The sequence below is a fragment of the Fictibacillus sp. 23RED33 genome, assembly GCF_015903925.1.
GTDB lineage: Bacteria > Bacillota > Bacilli > Bacillales > Fictibacillaceae > Fictibacillus > Fictibacillus phosphorivorans.
Window position 1 is genome coordinate 189,861 of the sequence record NZ_JACZDX010000002.1, and the last position, 19,438, is coordinate 209,298.

A 19,438-nucleotide genomic window follows, 5' to 3' on the forward strand; every position below is an offset into this window, starting at 1 on the left:
GAAATGAAGCGCATTGCCCAATTTGTAGCATTATTGGTATTCCTGCTCGTTCCGATCTCATCTATCGCTTCTGCTTCTGTCCCTTATCAGACAGAAACGTTATCAGCAGACGGTCAGACGATCGAAACACAGACTGCCTACACACCGGTCGGCACCTTACTGCCGGACGTTGAAATTACAAACCCGGAAGATATTTTCTCTGATTCAAAAGGAAACCTTTATATCGCGGATTCTGGTGCCAAAAGAATTCTCGTCGCTGACAGAAACGGGAAATTTGTACGCGAGATCGGAAAAGGTGTTCTAAAATCACCAACTGGCGTCTATGTGGACGAAACGGAAAGAATCTTTGTAGCCGATTATGAAGAAGAGAAGATATTCCGCTTTTCAAAAGACGGCAAGGTAGAAGAGGAATACGGAAAACCGGATTCGCCGCTTTTCGGTAAAAGCTCTTCTTTTAAGCCACAAAAAGTAGCGGTCGACCGTCGCGGCAGCATCTACGTGATCAGTGAAGGGTCAACGAACGGAATCATCCAGCTTAGTAAAGATGGCGGATTTCTTGGCTATTATGGTGTAAACAGCACAGAAGGATCGTTTGGAACGTTTTTGCAGAAGCTTCTCACATCAGAGAGTAAAAAAGCAAATATGTTCATGAAAACACCTCCAGCACCAGATAACATCGCGCTTGATGATCAAGGTCTCGTCTATTCTGTGACAGAAGGAACGTCGAACGAAGTCATCAAAAAGCTGAACGTTGCTGGAAAGAACATGTTGTTTCCGGATATCTCTGATGAGAAATCATTACAGGATATCGCGGTCGATCATGACGGTAACATGTTCGTCGTATCAAGCACCGGCGAGATCTATGAATATGACAGCTTTGGAAATTTACTGTTCATCTTTGGTGGAAAAGACGACGGAACGAACCGTCTTGGGTTGTTCAAACAGCCGACAGGCATCACGATCGATCCTGATGGCAGACTGTACGTGACCGATAAAGAACGTGGCATGATCCAAGTCTTTGAATCTACTGCTTTTTCCAAACAAGTGCATGAAGGAATCGCGCTTTTTAAAGAAGGTCGTTATGTAGAGAGTCAGAAGTATTGGGAAGAAGTGCTGAAGATGAACTCTTCGTTCGGTCTCGCACATTCTGCCATGGGTTCTGCTTATTACAAACAACAAGACTATGATAAGGCGTTAGAAGAATACGAGTTTGCAAACGACGTGTACGGTTATTCCGACTCGTTCTGGGAAGTTCGTCACGCGTGGATGCAAGAGAACCTGGAAACGGTGTTGTTCGCGTTAATCTTCTTCGCCACTTTGTACTATATCGTTAAAGTGATCGACAAAAAGAAAGGCATTCTGGATCAGCCTCGTAATGGGTTGCGGGCAATTAAGAAACAAAGATTGATAGGAGAATTGCTCTTCCTATTCAAGTTCTTCCGTCATCCGATCGATAGTTTTTATTATCTGAAAAAGAAACAGTACGCGTCGATTCTATCAGCGACGATTCTGTATGTAATCTTAATCGTCGAGTATATTTACAGCCGCTTCTATACCGGGTTTATCTATAAAACGGTGAGCAGCGATGCGAACTTAGTCGGCGAGCTTCTCTTACTACTCGTACCACTATCGTTGTTTATTGTCGTGAACTATCTCGTTAGTACGATCAACGACGGTGAAGGAAGATTTAAGGATATCTATATCGGAACGATCTACTCGCTCGCTCCGTTTCTCGTGTTCAGCCCAATTCTGACCCTTCTGTCGAACGTGCTGACTTATAATGAAGCGTTTGTTTATGTTTTCTCAATCCGCATCATCTACGCATGGTGTCTGATCATTCTTTTCATCATGCTAAAAGAGATCCACAACTACACGTTCTCAGACACGATCCGAAACATCTTCGTCACGCTGTTCGGTATGGTGATCATGCTTCTTGTTGTGTTCATCGTGTTCGTGTTGATCGATCAAGTGTACGATTTTGTTTATTCCATCATAAAGGAGGCTGTTCTTCGTGTATAAAAAGATAAGTATCGCGCTTCTTACCTTGCTCGTACCGATTTCTGTATTCGCCGCGCAAGATGATAAAAAAAGTACGGAGCAGCCTCCTGTACCGACTGAGAAAAGCCAAAATGTGATGAAGTATACATCTTCATCGTTTACGAAGCCTGAGAAAACAGATGGTGCTCCGATCAAACAGAAAAATTCGTTTCAAGGCTTTGAAAAAGCAGCCGAGAACGAAAATCTTGCTCTTTATGTGAACGAAGAAACGCTCGCGATCAAGATCGAGAACAAGAAAACAAAATACGTTTGGAACTCCGGGCTTGATAACCCGGATCAGTATCGACTGAACAAAACGTGGGAACAGATGGCTCAATCTGCGATCACCGTTGACTATATGGATCGTCGCGGAAAGGTGAAAACCGAGAGCATCACGACGAACGATTCTAAGCCTCGTGTGAAGACGAACGATAAAGGATTCACCGCCTCTCTTTACATGAATCAGTCAAAATTAGAGTTTGAAGTGAACGTGGAGCTTCAAGAAAACGATCTTGTTGTTTCTATTCCTGAGAATGAGATTAGGGAAAATAAGTATACGAAGCTCATCTCTATGCGCGTTTATCCGTTTTTAGGTGCGGTGAACAAGAGTGATATCAACGGATACATGTTCATCCCAGATGGATCTGGTGCATTGATTCGTTATGAAAAGAACGGAACAAAAGCCGATGCACCGTTTACGGGATCCATTTACGGTGATGATGAAGCCTTTTTGAAAACAAAAGTGAAGAAGGAAGAAGAAGAAAAAGTAACACCGGTCGAGCAGATCAAGATGCCGGTATTCGGAACGGTTCATGGTGTGAAGCAGAACGGATTTCTTGCCGTGATTGAAGAAGGCTATAGTCATGGTGACATTTTAGCGTATCCGTCAGGCGTTTCGACCGACTTTAACTGGATCTCTTCTGAATTTCATTTTAGAAAAGAATATTATCAGCCGACGAGTAAAAACATGAAAGGTCTGAACGTATATCAAAAAACGAGGAACCCGTTCGGCGTGAAGCTGAGATACATGTTCTTACAAGAAGATGACGCTGATTATGTAGGGATGGCCAAAGCGTATCAAAACCATCTTTCTGATACAAAACAGTTAGAAAAACAAGACGACAAAACCGGCGTCAGACTTGAATTTTTAGGTGGTGAAGTGAAGGAAGGTCTTTTGTGGGATTCGGTGCTTCCGATGACGAAGGTAACAGACATTCCGGGCATGACGTCTGAGCTCAAAAAAGACATCGATGATCTGTTCGTCGTCTATAAAGGCTGGTCAGATGGCGGCTTAACCGGAACACTGCCACAGAAATTTCCGTTTGAAAGTGAGCTCGGAAACAGTGATGACGTAAAGGACACGATCGACAGTCTTAAAAAGGATAACATTCCGCTCTATTTTTACAGCGATTATACAAAAGCGTATGACGGCGCATCTGGCTATTCCGGCAGCAAAGACGTAGCGAAGAAAATCAGTGCAGAGACGATTTCACACAGTGAAGATAAGAAGACATTGTATTATCTATCGCCAGAAAAATCTTATGAAATCGCAAAAGAGGATGCAAAGGAATTTAAGGAACAAGGCATTTCAAACGTAGCGATCGATACGAGCGGGTACACGTTGTTCTCTGACTTTAGCGGAAGAAAATCGAGCGAGCGAAACCAGACGATTAAAACGTATCAAAAGCTGTTTGGCACGTTGAACAAAGAAGTAGGGAACGTTGCTCTTTATGAGCCGAACACGTATCTATGGAATCAAACGGATCGCTATCTCGACATTCCGATGAACGCGTCGAACTACGTGTTTGAAACAGACACGGTGCCGTTTTTGCAGATCGTGCTAAAAGGCTATATGCCATATTACGCACCGTTCTCGAACTTTCAGTCAGATTCAGAAGATCAGATGCTACGCATGATCGAGTACGGAGCGTATCCATCGTATCTTTTAACGAAGGAAGCGTCACATCTTCTTGCTAAAACAGCATCGAGTGACGTTTATACATCAGAATACTCGATCTGGAAAGACAAGATTTTGTATCAGTACGAAAACATCAAGAAAAGTCTTGGTGAGGTAGAAGGCGAAGAGATCGTCAGCCGCAATGTGCCTCAGACTGGTGTTGTTGAGGTAGAATACTCCAACGGAAAAGTGATCGTCGTCAACTACACGAATGCGACTTATAAAAGTAAGAGCATTGAAGTGAAACCAAAGGATTTTGCGGTAACAGAAGGGGGAGAAAGCGATGAAACGACTAGGCAATAACAGAAATCTTACAGGATTGCTGTTTGTTTCTCCATGGATCATCGGCTTTCTCGTCTTTACGGCGTTTCCGCTTTTATACTCACTCTTTTTAAGCTTTCAGGAAGTAAAGATTACGACAGATGGCATCAAAACGAATTTTGTAAGCTTTGGAAACTATGAATACGCGTTTTCGGTCGATGGAACTTTCGTTGACCGTGTCCTAAAATATCTAGAAGAGATGGTTATCTCCGTTCCGATCATCATCGTCTTTTCATTGATCATCGCTCTATTGTTAAACCAGAAGATCAAGTTCCGTGGATTGTTTCGTACGATCTTCTTCCTGCCCGTAATCATTGCAAGCGGACCAGTAATCAAAGAGCTGATCGATCAAGGAATCACGACGATTCCTTCTATTGAACAGTACGCGATCTACCAAGCGTTAAATGATAACCCGGATGGTTTCTTTAACGGGATCTTACTTTATTTAATAAAAAACCTGATCGTAATCCTGTGGTATTCAGGCGTACAGATCTTAATTTTCCTAGCTGCACTTCAAAAGATGGACAAGCAGATCTTTGAAGCGGCCAAGATCGACGGTGCGAGCAACTGGGAGTTCTTTTGGAAAATCACTCTGCCAAGTCTAAAGCCGATGATCATCGTTAACTTGATCTACACGATCGTAACGTATTCAATATTCTCACTGAATCCAATCATCGAACATATTCAAAAAAACATGTTTAAAGTAGACACAGGTTATGGCTATGCTTCCGCACTATCGTGGATCTACTTCCTGATCATCGCCGCAGCGCTTGCAATCGCGGTCGGTGTGATGACAGTAAAAAGAAAGAAAAAATACACCTAAGAGGATGTGATCAATGTGCAAACCAAAACACAGCAAGTAAACAAGTATTACTTAAAAACGAAACGCATGTTTTTGGGCATGCAGGGGACAGATGGTCTTCTTTACAAGCTCTTGATCTACGGACTCTTGGTAGGAATCGGATTCGTGTACCTGTATCCGCTTCTCTACATGGGTGTGTACAGCTTTAAAAGTTTGGACGATCTGTTGAACCCGCTCGTGAACTGGATTCCAACACAGTTTTATACCGGAAACTATGAGCAGGCGAACAAAGTTCTGAACTTCTTCTCAACATTGATGGAAACGTTGTATGTGACCGTTCTTCCTGCACTGGCACAAACTGCTGTTGCAGCAGTTGTCGGATACGGACTCGCTCGTTTTGATTTTCGCGGTAAAAAGATCATGTTCGTTCTAGTGCTCGCAACGTTCATTATCCCGCCACAAGTGACGCTCATCCCAAGATACATCTTCTTTAATGAGCTGAACATCCTCGGCAGTTTGAGTGCGTTCTTGCTTCCGGCAACCTTTGGACAAGGGTTGAACAGCGCGATCTTTATCCTGATCTTTTATCAGTTTTTTAGAGCCGTGCCAAAAGCTTTGGAAGAAGCAGCTCAGCTGGATGGGGCAGGACATTTTCGAATCTTTTTCACGATCGCCTTACCGATGGCATTGCCTGCGATTATCATCTCATTTCTGTTCTCGTTCGTTTGGTATTGGAACGAAACGTATCTGGCTGCGATCTATTTTGGTGATGCGTTAACGACATTACCCCTGCAGCTGCAGAAGTTCGTTGCGACGTATCAGCAGATGTTCCCAGCTGAGATGGGAGTGAGCGGAGGCAACCAGTTGAACGAAGGAATCAAGATGGCAGGAACCGTCCTGTCGATTCTACCGCTATTAATCGTGTACTTTATCACGCAGCGCTGGTTTGTTGAAGGTGTGGATCGTTCGGGGATTACTGGGGAGTAAAAGTTATTGATGTGGGGAGTTGATTTCCGTTCCAGTGGATGAAAAATTGAGAGTTGAAAGTGCATTTTTCATGTTTTGAGCGAAACGAAGGTAGTATGGGGTGAAATTAAGGTCTGACTGAGTGAAACGAGTAGTTTTCAGAGCGAAAGAAGCAACATTTGGAGCGTAACTAAGCTGAGTTTGAGCGAACGTGTAACAGAAATAAAAACACGTACCGTAAATAAAAATGGCCATTACATCCCTTGAAACCCTAGCCAAGCTAGCACTTTACGCCTCAATTAGAGTTCTAATTATAAACATAATTAAGATAAAACAGATAGAGAGGGGAATAACGATGGATACACAGAAACTATTGGACCTTGAAGCAAAGGGATGCTTTGATTTCTTTTGGAACGAAGCAAACACAGATAAAAACAGCCTGGGATACGGCTTGATCCTGGATCAGTCAGCGAACAAAAAAGTAGCAAGTATCGCATCAAACGGGTTCGGATTAACCTCGATCATTATCGGAATCGAGCGCGGATGGATCACGAAAGAAGAAGGCTACGAGCGTACGAAAGGGACGCTCGAAACGTTCCTGAACAACGTGGAACACGCGAGCGGTTTCTTTTACCACTTCTTAAATATGCAGACGGCGAAGAAAAACGAAGAGTGGTACGACTGTGCGTCGATCATCGATACAGGAATCTTCCTATGTGGTGCCGTAACTTCTGCAGAATACTTTGGCGGAGAGATCGCAGAGCTATTCGAGAAAATCTACGCTCGCATCGACTGGAACGTGTATTATGATGAGCCGGTTAACCAGTTCTACATGGGCTACAACCCGGAAACGGGCGGCTTCCACCATTGGGATATGTACGCGGAGCAGATGATGACGTATGTGCTTGGTGTCGCATCTCCAACACATCCAGTTCCTGCAAAAATTTATGATGGATTCGAACGCAGAATAGGGACGTACAAAGATTACGAGTACATCCATGCGCCAGGAAACGCGATGTTCGTTCACCAATATTCGCATGCGTTCATTGATTTTAGAAATATTGTCGACGGAGACGGAATCAACTGGTACGAAAACTCGGTAAAAGCATCTCTTGCGAACCGTGCGTTTTGTAAAGAAAAATCGAGTGAGTTCAAGACGTATCACGAGAATGCTTGGGGCTTAACGGCTTGTGCGAGTCCGACCGGCTACCGTGTTCCAGGTGCTCCTCCTTATTATGAAGGGTGTGAGCCTGAACTTGAGGGTACAATCGCACCAACGGGAGCAGCGGGATCGATCGTGTTCACACCAGAAGAGTCGATCGCGGCAATGAAGTACTTTTACGAAGAGCACCCACAGCTTTGGGGTGAGTATGGTTTCCAAGATTCTTATAATTTGGATGTCACGCCAGCTTGGTACTCAGACCATGTAATCGGAATCGACAAAGGAATCACGCTTCTCATGATCGAAAACTATCAATCAGGTCTCGTGTGGGATCTGTTTATGAAAAATAAGTATGTGAAACAAGGTGCAGACCTGTTAGGTTGGAAAAAGACAGAAGGAAGTCCGGTAAAATGATTGAGATCAAGAACAAACAGATTATCATCGACGGCAAGCCCGTTTTGATCACGTGCGGTGAGATTCATTACTACCGTCTTGATAAAAGCGATTGGCAAGACCGGTTAGACAAACTAAAAGAAACAGGATGTAACGCCGTGGCCACTTATGTGCCATGGCTTTGGCATGAGCCGGTAGAAGGGCAGTTTGATTTTACGGGTAAAACGCGTCCAGAAACAGATCTTGCCGGTTTCATAGACCTTTGTACAGAAAATGGCTTTTATTTCTTTGTTCGTCCCGGACCGTTCATCATGGCCGAGATGAAAAACGAAGGACTGCCATATTGGGTCTACGAAAAGCATCCTGAGATCATTCCGGTTGGTTGGGACGAAAGCGAACCGACTACACCGACCGTGGATTATCTAGCACCAGGATTTTTACAAGAAGTTCGTAAGTATTATGAAAAAGTAATGGAAGTGGTTACACCGCGCATCTATCCGAACGGTGGAAAAATCATCGCGTTTCAGCTTGATAATGAGATTGGAATGCTTTCTTGGGTGAGCAACACGCCGGACTTAACAGACAACGTTCTGAATGATTTATCAAATTGGTTGAGTGAACGATACGGAGATAACGTTTCTGTCCGCTATCCGTTTTCGTTGGAAGAAAGTGCTGAGCGAAATGCTGCATTCCGTTCTCCGAAAGAAGCGTATGCGGCACAGCTGTTAAAAGATCTTGGCTATTACATGCGCTACCGCTTCGCTAAATATATCGCGATCTTAAGAGAGTACGCGGAAGAGTTCGGCGTGAGGGACATTCCGTTCGTCGTCAACATCCACGGAACAGGTGGAGGACGTGGGTTCACGTACCCGATCGGGATCAGTCAGCTGTATGAAACGTATAACCAAGGACCTGGATATATCTCAGGTTCTGATATTTATTTTGGCGATCTTGATATGAAAACGTTCCAAGACCTCTACATCATCAACGGTTTGATGGAAGCTGTTCATAACGAGGATCAGCCGTTAACATCTGTTGAATTCAACTGTGGAGACGGAAACTTTGGTGAGACACTAGGCGAGCGCTATGATCCTTCAGCTGCGGATTTTAAATTTAGAATGTGTCTTGCTCAAGGAAACCGACTCATCAACTATTATCTGTTTGCTGGCGGTAAAAATGCGAGACTAAATACGCTTGTTGATGATGGGAACGATCGCATCGCCTCAACAGGTGAGCGCCACGGTTTCGCGGCGCCAATCGGTCCAGAAGGCGACTACAATTACACGTTTCCGCGCATGTCACGCGTGAACCAAAGTGTGATGGCGGTGAGTGGTAAGCTCGCGCGTATGAACGAAGAACGAGATGAAGTATCGTTCGCGTTCATCCCAGATTATTACATGACCGAATATCGTTATCCGAAGAGCGAAGTGATGCGTGAGATCCTCTCAAACATTGAGGCGAACCGCGGTGCTGGCGCTTGGGAGATCATGGGTCGTGCGATGCTGCTGAACGGTTATCGTTTTACAGCAGTCGATGTTCAGAACAAACCACTCCATGTGACAAAAACGCCTGTCCTTGCGTTACCATCCGCTCGGTACATGGACAGTGCCATACAGGAGAAACTCGTAAACTATTTAAACACAGGTGGAAAGATTCTTCTATACGGTGAGGTTCCTCTTTTTGATATGGAAGGAAAGGATTGTACGCTGTTAGCGGAAGCGCTTGGCGTGACGTATAAAGGGATCAGCCGTGATGGTCACGGAAACTACCTTTCAATCTATGGAGACAACTGGGCTTCTGCTCAGCCAGAGATTCGTTCAGGCTTCGTTCAGCGTTTTGAAGTCGGAACAGATGTGACACCGATTTTCAGAGTGTACGGATCGGATGATGTGTGTGGGTTTGAGTCAGAGGTAGGAAACGGACGCGCGATCGTGATCGCAAGCTTCTATCGCTGTGATCTGCCTTTCTTTAAAACAGCGCTCGAACGATTAGGAAGTTATGCGAAACTCACGCATGATTGCCCACACCACGGCATCTTTATGACATCGACTGCTGATGCAGAAGGTGAGCGTTTCCTTCATCTGTTGAACCTAGACGGATTTGATAAAGAATTCAATGTTTATGAAGATGGGGTAGCATTGTTAGGCGGAAGAAAGCTGTTGTTGCAGAGCAAAGACGGTGTGATGCTGCCTGTGAATCTATCAGTTGGTCGTGTGAAAATTGCTTATGCGACAGCTGAAATTACCGGTGTGAGTGCAGATTATATCGATTTCCGTTTAACACAGGTGGAAGATGTGATCGCGTTTGACTCTGGAACGAAGATACTACAGAGTGCTGATTATGTGATTGAAGAAAATGATGAATTAACGCTCGTTCGCAGCAAGAAACATGCGAAAGTGGATGATCAGCTGCGGGTTTTGGTTGGTTAATAAGGGAGACTGCTCTTTGTGAGCGGTCTTTTCTTTATGTTAGAAGTCAGCCTTTGGTTGCTTGAGCGAAAAAGAAGGCAGTTGGAGCGAAACGCATTGTTGTTTGAGCGTAAACAGAGGTTTACTGAGCGAAACGAAGGGGCAATTGAGCGAAAAGAGCCTAAGTCTGCGCGAACGCGTAATAATTATAAAAACACGTACCGTAAAACACACAAAAAAAGGACTGCTCAATCCCAGAGCAGTCCTTCCTATACCTATATTACTTTACCAACCTAAACGGAACACTCACCACATCATGGCTATTTTTCCCGATAAACATCGTAAACTTACCTGCATCACTCTTGAACTCAAGGTTCTCGTGGTGATAGCGAAGCATTTCTTCTGTGATCTCAAACGTTACCTCTTCGGACGCCCCAGGCTCAAGAACAATCTTTTTATAACCTTTTAGCTCTTTCACCGGACGAACAACATCACCCGCAATATCACGGATATACAATTGAACTAGTTCCTCACCAGCCACATCGCCTGTATTCGTTACCGTTACAGAAGCCGAGATGACACCACCCTCCGTTAACACATCACTCGACAACTTCACATCGTCATACTTGAACTCTGTATAGCTCAACCCGAAACCGAACGGGAATAGAGGCTCGTTCGGAATGTCCAGATAATGAGACAGATAGCGCTCTTTATTTTCTGGAGTCGGCTGTGGACGACCTGTGTTGAAGTGGTTGTAATAAACCGGAACCTGACCTACTGAATACGGGAACGACATCGATAAACGACCGGACGGATTCACGTCTCCGAATAAAAGATCTGCAATCGCAGAACCAGCTTCAGTACCTGGATACCAAGCTTCTAATACTGCATCAGCTTGATCTGCTACACCATGTAAATCAAGCGGGCGACCGTTAAAGAGTACCGTTACGATCGGCTTACCTAACTTTTTCATTTCCTGAATCAGTTGAAGCTGAGGCTCTGGCAAACGAATGTCAGCACGACATCCCGCTTCACCACTCATGAATGAAGCTTCTCCGAGTGCGAGCACGATCACGTCCGCATCACTACCAACACGAGCCGCTTTTTCCAATTGATCTGCTGTTACAGACTCAACCTCACAACCGTCCGCAACTGTCAAAAGTGAAGGATCAGCCAACTTGTTTAATAGACCAGTATCCACTTTTACCACGTCATCATAAGCACCTTGCCAAGACCATGGCCCCATCAAATCGCCATTTGTAGCGAACGGGCCGATGAGTGCAATTTTTTGCGTAGGTTGAAGGGGAAGAACGCCGCCTTCATTTTTTAAAAGTACACATGATTTCGCAGCAAGGTCACGAGCTACATCACGGTGCTCCTCACATAAAATCACTTCCTCCGCACGCTTCTCATCAGCTCCACGATAAGGATCTTCAAAAAGTCCAAGCTTCTGCTTCAACGTTAGAATACGTTCTACCGACTCATCAACGAGAGATTCCGATAACTTGCCGCTTTCCACAAGCTCTTTTACATGGTCCACGTAGCACGTTGTCATCATCTCGATGTCAACACCAGCTGTCAGTGCTTTGTATGCTGCTTCAGCTTCATCTTCAGCGACACCGTGCGGAAGCTGCTCTTTTACAGCACCCCAGTCCGAGATGATTACGCCGTCAAAGCCCCACTCGTCACGAAGAAGGTCACGCATCAGCTTTTTGTTTGCCGTTGCCGGAATACCGTCGACTGTGTTGAACGCCGTCATCACCATCTCACAGCCTTCATCAAGCGCCGCTTTATAAGCCGGCAGGTAAGACTCGCGAAGCTGACGTTCAGACATGTTCACCGTATTGTAATCGCGTCCGCCTTCAGGAGCACCGTATGCCGCAAAGTGCTTCACGCAAGCTGCAACTCGGTCTTTGTCGTTCGTGAGATCTGTTCCTTGGAAACCACGAACGAACGCACGAGCGAACTCACTGTTCAGGAAACCATCTTCACCTGTTGATTCCATCACACGGCCCCAGCGCGGGTCACGAACAAGGTCGACCATTGGTGCGAACGTTACGTGAACACCAGAAACAGAAGCTTCTTTTGCTGCGATCTCTGCACTTTTTTCAGCTAGGTCCATATCCCATGAACAACCGATCGCAAGAGGTACTGGAAAGATGGTCTTAAAGCCATGTACGATATCAGCCATCATCAATAAAGGAATGCCATGACGGTTTTCTTTTAAATGTGCGTCTTGAATGTTGCGCGTTTCACGAGCTCCTGATCCACCAAGAACAGATCCTGTATTGCGAATCACGTCATCCGTGATCCCCATCTCCTGCATAGGACCTGTGATGAAGCCTTGATCAGATGAACCTTTAAAGAAAGGAGTAGCCAACTGAACCAACTGCGCGATCTTTTCTTCGAGTGTCATGTCTTGAATGATATGTTGCACGTTTTGCTTAAGCATAAAGAAAACCTCCTGGATATTGTTTATTGTGTATCGTCTGATGCAATCGAAACGTTTCGATAAACCTAATAATAAAAATTATAAGCGCTTTCATTTTGAGAGTCAATGAAAAATCGAAACGATTCACTAGATTAGAGTCGTTATTTAATCATTGAACTTTTATAGTCAACTTCCTAAGAAATAAAGGTATGATTTATAGCGTAGTGTTACTTCCAAAAGATTTCTTCCTTAACAAATAATAGATAATTTTTTCACAAGTGATAGATTTCCAGCATTCACTTCGTATTACATAGTAGGTACCAATAACCAGCAGGAGGGGTGTACGATTGAAAGTCACAGAAAACAATGTTGTACAACAACTAAAAAATAAGAATGAAAATGCAATTTCTTTTATGATCCAAAAGTACGGTGGATTACTTACAGCGATCATCAAGCGTCATGTGAACAATCAGCAACAAGATTATGAAGAATGCTTAGACGATGTGTTGCTATCGGTATGGGACAATATTCATTCCTTTGATCCTACGAAAAATACGTTCAAACAATGGATTGCCGCTGTTGCGAAATATAAAGCCATTGATTATCAGAGGAAGCAGATCTCTCTTCAAAAACAGCAATTCTCAGTAGCGGAATTTCATGATTCCATCCTACCGACGCAAAAGCCACAAGAAGAGAGCCTTGTTCAAGAGTTGCTTCAACAATTGCCTCCAAATGAACGGAAAATTTTTCAAAAGTACTATTTAGAAGGAAACACATCAAGTGAGATCGCACATGAATATAACGAGAGAGAGTCTTGGGTGTATAACAAGCTATCCAGAGGGCGTAAAAAACTAAAAGGCTTTTTGTTTCAAAATAACGAAGCATGAGGAGTGGGGATATGACGATCTATCAAAAATTAAATGAACTCGATATGGACTTGGAACAATACGAAGAGCAAGACCTTTCTCATTTTGAAAAAAAGCAATGGGAAAAGCGTGTACGAAAGAAAGTCAAAAAACAAAGAGCGTCAAAGGGTAGAAAATATGTGAGTGTAGCAGTGGCCATGCTCCTAGCAACAGGAATATCACTGAGTACAGGAATCGTGTCTATAGCAAATATGCCGTTTGTAGGCGAGACGATCGAAAAGTATTTGAATCAAAACGAGAGTCTTGACTTTTCTTCCTATAAAACAGCGATCGGACAAACCGCTGAAAACGAGAAGGGGAAGTTGACGTTGAACGAAGTGATGATTGATGGCGGACGATTACTTATAAGTTCGACTTATGAACCAGCAGATGGGATCGACTTTCATCATAAGATGCACCCTATGCCTAAAGTGAAGATGAACGGTAAAGATTTAACATCGAGTACAGGCGGACAGTCAATTGAACTAAACAATTCCATGTTTACGGTTTACAACGAAGTTCAATTAAAAGAGATACCGATGGGGGAGAAGATTCAGTTTCATATTGAATACGATCGCTTAGATCTAGAATTGAAGATGAATCAGCCGTGGGTATTTGATATTGAAGTCCCAACTGAAAAGTTAGCAGCGGATAGCAAAACGATCACGCTTGACCAAGATATACAACTCGAGAACGGACGCTTCATCAAACTCGAAAAAATGATCGTGACTCCAATCTCCACCGTGCTGTATTATGACTGGCCAGGCGAAGAGAACCACATCGCTTTTAAAATTATAAGTGAATCTGGAAAGGAAATCATGCCTGACATGGTTTCTGTGACACCAGAAGAATCGTATAACAGATTTAGCGCGATCGATCTGGAATCGGAGAAATATGTTGTAGTGCCTTTTGAACACTCAGAAAATCCTGGTGCAGATCAGCCTGGTCGTATACCAGAGCTATCTGTTCCTATAAACTAAGCTTAAAAGCAAAAAACACTTGGTGATGATCCCAAGTGTTTTTTACTATCATTCACTCTTATTTCACTAAATCACTCAATTTACCGTTTCGTTTCTCTCTTTCACTTTCATCCGCAAGGTCATACTTTTTCAAAAGATGAAACACTTCATTTAAGTAGGTTTGATCACTATCATCAGATAAAGAGTCGCCAACCTCCATCACGAGTTCACGCGGCATAAAAGCGGATTGTTCGGCTAGCTTCTGCTTTACATCTTCTAACGTGTGGTCGATCGTACATTTGCCCATCTATAATCAGTCTCCCTCTGTATCCTATTGAAAAAATCGTATCATAACTCTCCGCAGAAGTGGAAGAATAGTGTCTTTCCTGTGATTCATGTTACGCTATGAAGGATATAAAAATAGTGGAGGTGTTAAACATGAGTTTAAAAGGTAAAAAAGTGTTAAGTCTCGTACACCATGATTTTGAGGATTTAGAACTGTGGTATCCGATCTTGCGATTGCGTGAAGAAGGGGCGATCGTGGAACTGGTTGGAGAAAAAGCAGGAGAGACGTACATCGGAAAATACGGTGTTCCAGCTGACGCAGATTATGCGTTTGGTGATGTGAACGCAGAAGATTACGATGCGATCTTAGTTCCTGGTGGCTGGGCACCGGATAAGCTGCGCCGTTTTCCTGAAGTAATCGAAATGGTTCAGCATATGGAGAAGAATAACAAGCCGATCGGCCAAATCTGTCATGCCGGCTGGGTTCTTGTTTCAGCCAAAGTGTTAGAAGGAAAGAAAGTAACAAGTACACCAGGAATCAAGGATGACATGGAGAACGCAGGCGCAACGTGGATTGATGAACCTGTCGTTGTTGACGGTCACCTCGTATCTAGCCGCCGTCCACCAGATCTGCCAAATTATATGCGTGAGTTTGTTGCGGTTTTATCACAAAACTAAAGACACGGACCAAAAGAATGAATGATTCTCTTCTTTTGGTCCGTTTTTTATAGTTGGGACAGTATCTCTTTTGCTTCCTCAAACAATCCCTCTTTTAGAAAATATGTATGAACATGCTTTTGAAGATCAAGTTTGTGATTGAGATCATCTGTGACTTGAAGGGCTTGTTTAAAAAAGACAACACTTTGAAGTAACTCATTTTGATCTTTGTTCCTTTTATAACAATCCAAATGAAAGATCCCTTTTAACAATAATTGGTCATATCCATTGTTGAGTTCAGTTTCAATAGGCAGCCATAAATCGTATGCTTTCAAATGGCTACCTTCTAACAGATAATTCTTTATGATTTGAACATCACATTTGATGGCTTGTTCATTATTTGCTAAAGAACAAAAAATTTGCTTTGCCTCCGTAAAATAGGCAGTTGATTTTTTGATATTGTTCTTTTCTCTATAAAGAAGACCGAGATTAAAATAAACTCCAGCCAATTGTTCGTTATTATGATTTATTTTAAAAATTTCTTCTGCATGTAAATAAGATTGAATGGCAAGGTTAAAACTTCTTAGATTTTTGTATGTAATCCCTAAGGTCATTTGAATTTCGCCTAATTTATAAAGGGAGGAATGACTTTCAGCATCTTCTAATGCTTTTTTTAAATAAAAGGCAGCCGACTGATACTCTTTTAAGTGGGTATGATAAACACCCATATTTAAATAGGTTTCTACCTTCAAGTTGTAATCTGAAGGAAATTGATGAGTAAAGTATAGGGCGGTAGAAAAAGATGTAAAGGATTCTTCTATTTTTTTTAGCCGAAACGAGATCATTCCCAAAAAATTATATAGTTTACCCAAGTGGTTAGAGTACTGATCCTCTAAAAGGTCAATCGCTTTCTGCGTAGTTACTTCTGCCTCTTGATAGTCACCCTCAAACCATTTTAATCGGGCCTTTACCCAAAAATATTTTCCTTTCTCATAGGTGTTCATTCTCTCGATCCATTCTCCAGAAAGACTTTCAAATGCCTTTTTCCCTTTATCTATTAAAGTGTCATTCAAATAGGATTCAATATTATCTAATAAGCTACTGATATTGAGTTGCTCATGTGCGCTGTTCCGTTCACTCTGACCAATGAGATAAGAGATTGAACAGTTTAATCGAAGAGCTAATTTATCTAATGTTTCAATTGAAGGACTTACCATACCTTTTTCAAGCTGACTGATAAAACTTCGATTAACGATTCCTTTAGAAAGCTCTTCTTGTGTCATTTTTTGAAGAGTTCTCATCTCTTTAATCTTAAGTCCAATTTGTGTACTGATATTCATGTTTTGCCTCCGCGTTTCTCGATATACTTTCCCTAGTATAATAGAAAAATTTAAATTTTCCAAAAAGTATTGACTAATTGTCAAATAATGCAATAAAATGTAAAAGTAAACCATATTAACACTCGTTGTTAGTTTAAATAACAATATTACGGAGGCAATAGAATTGAAAAAAATAATTTATCTTTGTTTAATAACTTCTATGTTAATGTTAACTGCTGTAAATCTTACACAACAAAGCTCAGTAGCAGTGGATGACGAGATTAAACCATGGTCACATTTTTACAAATAATAGCTCAGGTTATCATTTGTTTAATGATACTTGGACTATTACTTTTTATTAACTTTCGTCAGTTACAACGTCTAAAGAAAGAGATTCATTTATTACCCGCACCTTTTACAATTAATGCAACAAGTGAAAGTTTCACAAAAAAAAATATTTTTGACTCATTACCACATTTACATCTATCAGGAAATGAAGAACATTATTTGGTTGCGATAAATTCTTGTACTTGTCCATTCTGTTATTCAGGAATGGAAGAACTGATTATAGCTAATGACAATAAGCTACGAATAATCAATTTAGTAGAGTGCGATATTGAAAGTAAAATGCAGAATTACTTATTTGATGAAGAGATTGTTTATACACAGTCCATCAATAAGGAAATAGCTAGAAAATTAAAAGTTACTCAATTTCCAACATACATGCTAATTAACAAAAAAGGCGATGTTTTAAATGAGGACAATTGGAGTAAATCTGTACTTCATACATTCAATATTTGAAAGGGGGTGTAAATATGTTAAAGAAGTTACTAGGAATTAAGCCTATGGGTTTACCATGTGATTCAGGCATTAGAAGAGCAACTTGTTCCGGACAAATGTGTTCAGATACTGACCGACTCCGTACTATTAACTATTATGATAGTGTGTCTGGACAAAAGTGTAAGACGATATACTCTTGTGGTTGTTAATATTATTTAGCAGTGGTATAGGGGACCAGGTCTTACTTGGTCCTAATTTTTTATATTGAGGCAGGGATTATGTCTAGAATAGCTATTTTAAAAGCATTTAAACTTATTTTCACTCATGGTAAATCATGGATAATATTATCTCTTATCAGCAGAATTATTATAGGATTAATGCCTTTTGTGGTTTTAAAACTTACTGAGACATTAATCAATCATGTTACAACATTCATTTCAAATCAAACAACGAGTTTAAGATTTATTTTTTTACTACTGTTTGCACAATTTATACTTACGATTATGAAATCTATTCTTCAACATTTAAATGAAGTTTGGGATATGGAGATCGAATATAAACTTGATTTTGTCATGGGAAAGATGCTATCTGAGAAAACAACTAGCATCTCGTATAAGTATTTTGAGAGTACGGAATTCTTCAATACTCTTGAGCGAATTGGGAATAATCAGGGGAGTCGAGTAATAAGTCCTCTTCGACATATATTAGATCTTTTTCAAGCATTAATTAGCTTTTGTTCTTATGTTGTATTTTTGTCTATGGTTCATTGGAGTTTAGTACTATTAAGTGTCTTTGTGGCAATTCCCACTCTTCTTATTCAGACCAAGTTTGGCAATGAAAAATTCTTTCTGATGAAATATTTAACTAAGGAAGCAAGAGAAGCAAACTTTATCTCTGGCTTGTTTCAGGATAAAGGAGGAAACAAAGAAATAAGATTGTTTAATCTTTCATCATACTTGCTTAAAAAATGGGAAAGGCTAACTCACTATACAAATAATAAAGCCATACATTTGATGAAAAGAGAGAAGAGAACCCATATTTTATTAGATGGATTGACAGCATTGCTCTATGGTGGAGGTAGCTGGATTATTATTCATCTTTTACGATCAAATAAATTAGGTATTGGAGAATTTGTATCTATTGGTCAGGCGATACAAGGTGCCCAAGGAGTTATTAACTCTGCCGCTGTTAGTATTGCACGAATATATGAAGAACAACTATACCTTAATGATTATTTTACTTTTATTGAAGCTGAAGAAGAAACTAGTACGGAAAGTCATCCTATTTGGATCGATGCTAGTTCTGCTATTACATTGAATCATGTTAGCTTCTCTTATTCTGATACAAGCCCTAATGTACTTAACGAAATAAACTTAACAATTAAAAAAGGTGAAAAAATTGCTATTGTCGGTGAAAACGGTTCTGGAAAGACAACCCTTATCAAATGTATTTTAGGATTATACCCCATTATCAATGGAGATGTTTATATCAACCAAAAACATATACAATCCATGAAGCGAAATGAGATAAGCAAAAGTATATCCGTCATTTTTCAAGATTTTATGAGCTATCCTTTTTCGGTACGAGAAAATATTGCTTTTGGTGACTTAAAGGAAATAAAAAATGATGACTTGTTACTGGAATTGTGTAAATACAGTGGTTTATTAAATAAAATCAACAGTCTTCCTGAAGGTTTAGACACAAACCTTGGTAAAATTTTGTCTAATGAAAGTGAAGAATTATCTGGGGGACAATGGCAGAGAATAGCGATTGCTAGGGCACTCTTGAAGAATGCGGAAATCCTAATCTTAGATGAGCCTACCTCTTCGCTAGACCCTCTTACAGAGATGGAAATCTTTGAACGAATGAACGAAATGGCCAATGATCGCACGGCTATATTTGTATCACATCGCATGGCTGCTGCTCGCTTTGCAGATAGAATTATTGTCATGAAGAATGGATCAATTGTTGAAGTAGGTTCACATTCAGAACTAATGAGTAGTGAAACGCTTTATAGCGAGTTATTTAAAGTTCAAGCCAAATGGTATGCATAGTG

14 protein-coding genes are annotated in these 19,438 nt (G+C 41.5%); 11 read left to right on the top strand and 3 right to left on the bottom strand.

Features of this window, described 5'->3' with window-relative positions:
• Positions 1-3 precede the first annotated feature (3 nt).
• The 6 genes from IHV09_RS09300 to IHV09_RS09325 all read left to right on the top strand — a co-directional run bounded on the left by IHV09_RS09300 (position 4) and on the right by IHV09_RS09325 (position 10,067).
• Complete coding sequence (locus tag IHV09_RS09300; RefSeq protein ID WP_197264295.1) at positions 4-2,019, top strand: YIP1 family protein; 2,016 nt, start codon at positions 4-6, stop codon at positions 2,017-2,019.
• Entirely contained in the window at positions 2,012-4,297 is a 2,286-nt protein-coding gene (locus IHV09_RS09305; protein WP_197264296.1) for a DUF5696 domain-containing protein, read from the top strand. Before IHV09_RS09300 ends, IHV09_RS09305 begins: the two co-directional genes overlap by 8 nt.
• The gene (locus IHV09_RS09310; RefSeq protein ID WP_197264297.1) at positions 4,278-5,138 is read left to right on the top strand and encodes a carbohydrate ABC transporter permease; all 861 of its coding nucleotides are present in this window, start codon (positions 4,278-4,280) and stop codon (positions 5,136-5,138) included. Before IHV09_RS09305 ends, IHV09_RS09310 begins: the two co-directional genes overlap by 20 nt.
• 15 nt (positions 5,139-5,153) lie before the next feature.
• A complete protein-coding gene (locus tag IHV09_RS09315; protein WP_312035304.1) occupies positions 5,154-6,104 on the top strand; it encodes a carbohydrate ABC transporter permease in 951 nt (316 codons plus the stop codon).
• A 334-nt stretch (positions 6,105-6,438) separates the two neighbouring features.
• The gene (locus IHV09_RS09320; protein WP_197264298.1) at positions 6,439-7,659 is read left to right on the top strand and encodes a glucoamylase family protein; all 1,221 of its coding nucleotides are present in this window, start codon (positions 6,439-6,441) and stop codon (positions 7,657-7,659) included.
• Positions 7,656-10,067 carry a beta-galactosidase gene (locus IHV09_RS09325; RefSeq protein ID WP_197264299.1) on the top strand — a complete coding sequence of 804 codons (2,412 nt, stop codon included), beginning with the start codon at positions 7,656-7,658 and terminating at the stop codon, positions 10,065-10,067. The genes IHV09_RS09320 and IHV09_RS09325 overlap by 4 nt, the downstream gene beginning before the upstream one ends.
• 259 nt (positions 10,068-10,326) lie before the next feature.
• Here IHV09_RS09325 and bglX read toward each other — a convergent pair whose 3' ends face one another.
• Entirely contained in the window at positions 10,327-12,498 is a 2,172-nt protein-coding gene (gene bglX / locus IHV09_RS09330; protein ID WP_197264300.1) for a beta-glucosidase BglX, read from the bottom strand.
• A 326-nt stretch (positions 12,499-12,824) separates the two neighbouring features.
• Between bglX and IHV09_RS09335 the strand changes: the two genes are divergently transcribed.
• The gene (locus tag IHV09_RS09335; protein ID WP_197264301.1) at positions 12,825-13,364 is read left to right on the top strand and encodes a sigma-70 family RNA polymerase sigma factor; all 540 of its coding nucleotides are present in this window, start codon (positions 12,825-12,827) and stop codon (positions 13,362-13,364) included.
• 11 nt (positions 13,365-13,375) lie between these two features.
• A complete protein-coding gene (locus IHV09_RS09340; protein WP_197264302.1) occupies positions 13,376-14,362 on the top strand; it encodes a DUF4179 domain-containing protein in 987 nt (328 codons plus the stop codon).
• 58 nt (positions 14,363-14,420) lie between these two features.
• On the opposite strand, the gene IHV09_RS09345 is transcribed toward IHV09_RS09340, so the two are convergent.
• Positions 14,421-14,648, bottom strand: coding sequence for a group-specific protein (locus tag IHV09_RS09345; protein ID WP_197195067.1), 228 nt, complete (start codon positions 14,646-14,648; stop codon positions 14,421-14,423).
• A 131-nt stretch (positions 14,649-14,779) separates the two neighbouring features.
• Here IHV09_RS09345 and IHV09_RS09350 point away from each other — a divergent pair, with 131 nt between their 5' ends.
• Positions 14,780-15,304 carry a type 1 glutamine amidotransferase domain-containing protein gene (locus tag IHV09_RS09350; RefSeq protein WP_197264303.1) on the top strand — a complete coding sequence of 175 codons (525 nt, stop codon included), beginning with the start codon at positions 14,780-14,782 and terminating at the stop codon, positions 15,302-15,304.
• Between the two features lie 47 nt (positions 15,305-15,351).
• Here IHV09_RS09350 and IHV09_RS09355 read toward each other — a convergent pair whose 3' ends face one another.
• Positions 15,352-16,737, bottom strand: coding sequence for a DUF2225 domain-containing protein (locus IHV09_RS09355; RefSeq protein ID WP_197264304.1), 1,386 nt, complete (start codon positions 16,735-16,737; stop codon positions 15,352-15,354).
• Positions 16,738-16,890: 153 nt separating this feature from the next.
• On the opposite strand from IHV09_RS09355, the gene IHV09_RS09360 reads away from it, so the two are divergent.
• Together IHV09_RS09360 and IHV09_RS09365 are read left to right on the top strand one after the other, a co-directional pair.
• Entirely contained in the window at positions 16,891-17,403 is a 513-nt protein-coding gene (locus IHV09_RS09360; RefSeq protein ID WP_197264305.1) for a hypothetical protein, read from the top strand.
• A gap of 257 nt (positions 17,404-17,660) precedes the next feature.
• A complete protein-coding gene (locus tag IHV09_RS09365) occupies positions 17,661-19,436 on the top strand; it encodes an ABC transporter ATP-binding protein (RefSeq protein ID WP_197264306.1) in 1,776 nt (591 codons plus the stop codon).
• Positions 19,437-19,438 lie beyond the last annotated feature (2 nt).

What these genes read in the sequence shown, in the direction of transcription:
- IHV09_RS09300 (WP_197264295.1), top strand. Translation starts at nt 4, where the DNA reads ATGAAGCGCATTGCCCAATTTGTAGCATTATTGGTATTCCTGCTCGTT.
- IHV09_RS09310 (WP_197264297.1), top strand. Translation starts at nt 4,278, where the DNA reads ATGAAACGACTAGGCAATAACAGAAATCTTACAGGATTGCTGTTTGTT.
- IHV09_RS09320 (WP_197264298.1), top strand. Translation starts at nt 6,439, where the DNA reads ATGGATACACAGAAACTATTGGACCTTGAAGCAAAGGGATGCTTTGAT.
- IHV09_RS09325 (WP_197264299.1), top strand. Translation starts at nt 7,656, where the DNA reads ATGATTGAGATCAAGAACAAACAGATTATCATCGACGGCAAGCCCGTT.
- bglX (WP_197264300.1), bottom strand. Translation starts at nt 12,498, where the DNA reads ATGCTTAAGCAAAACGTGCAACATATCATTCAAGACATGACACTCGAA.
- IHV09_RS09340 (WP_197264302.1), top strand. Translation starts at nt 13,376, where the DNA reads ATGACGATCTATCAAAAATTAAATGAACTCGATATGGACTTGGAACAA.
- IHV09_RS09345 (WP_197195067.1), bottom strand. Translation starts at nt 14,648, where the DNA reads ATGGGCAAATGTACGATCGACCACACGTTAGAAGATGTAAAGCAGAAG.
- IHV09_RS09350 (WP_197264303.1), top strand. Translation starts at nt 14,780, where the DNA reads ATGAGTTTAAAAGGTAAAAAAGTGTTAAGTCTCGTACACCATGATTTT.
- IHV09_RS09355 (WP_197264304.1), bottom strand. Translation starts at nt 16,737, where the DNA reads ATGGTTTACTTTTACATTTTATTGCATTATTTGACAATTAGTCAATAC.
- IHV09_RS09360 (WP_197264305.1), top strand. Translation starts at nt 16,891, where the DNA reads ATGGTCACATTTTTACAAATAATAGCTCAGGTTATCATTTGTTTAATG.
- IHV09_RS09365 (WP_197264306.1), top strand. Translation starts at nt 17,661, where the DNA reads ATGTCTAGAATAGCTATTTTAAAAGCATTTAAACTTATTTTCACTCAT.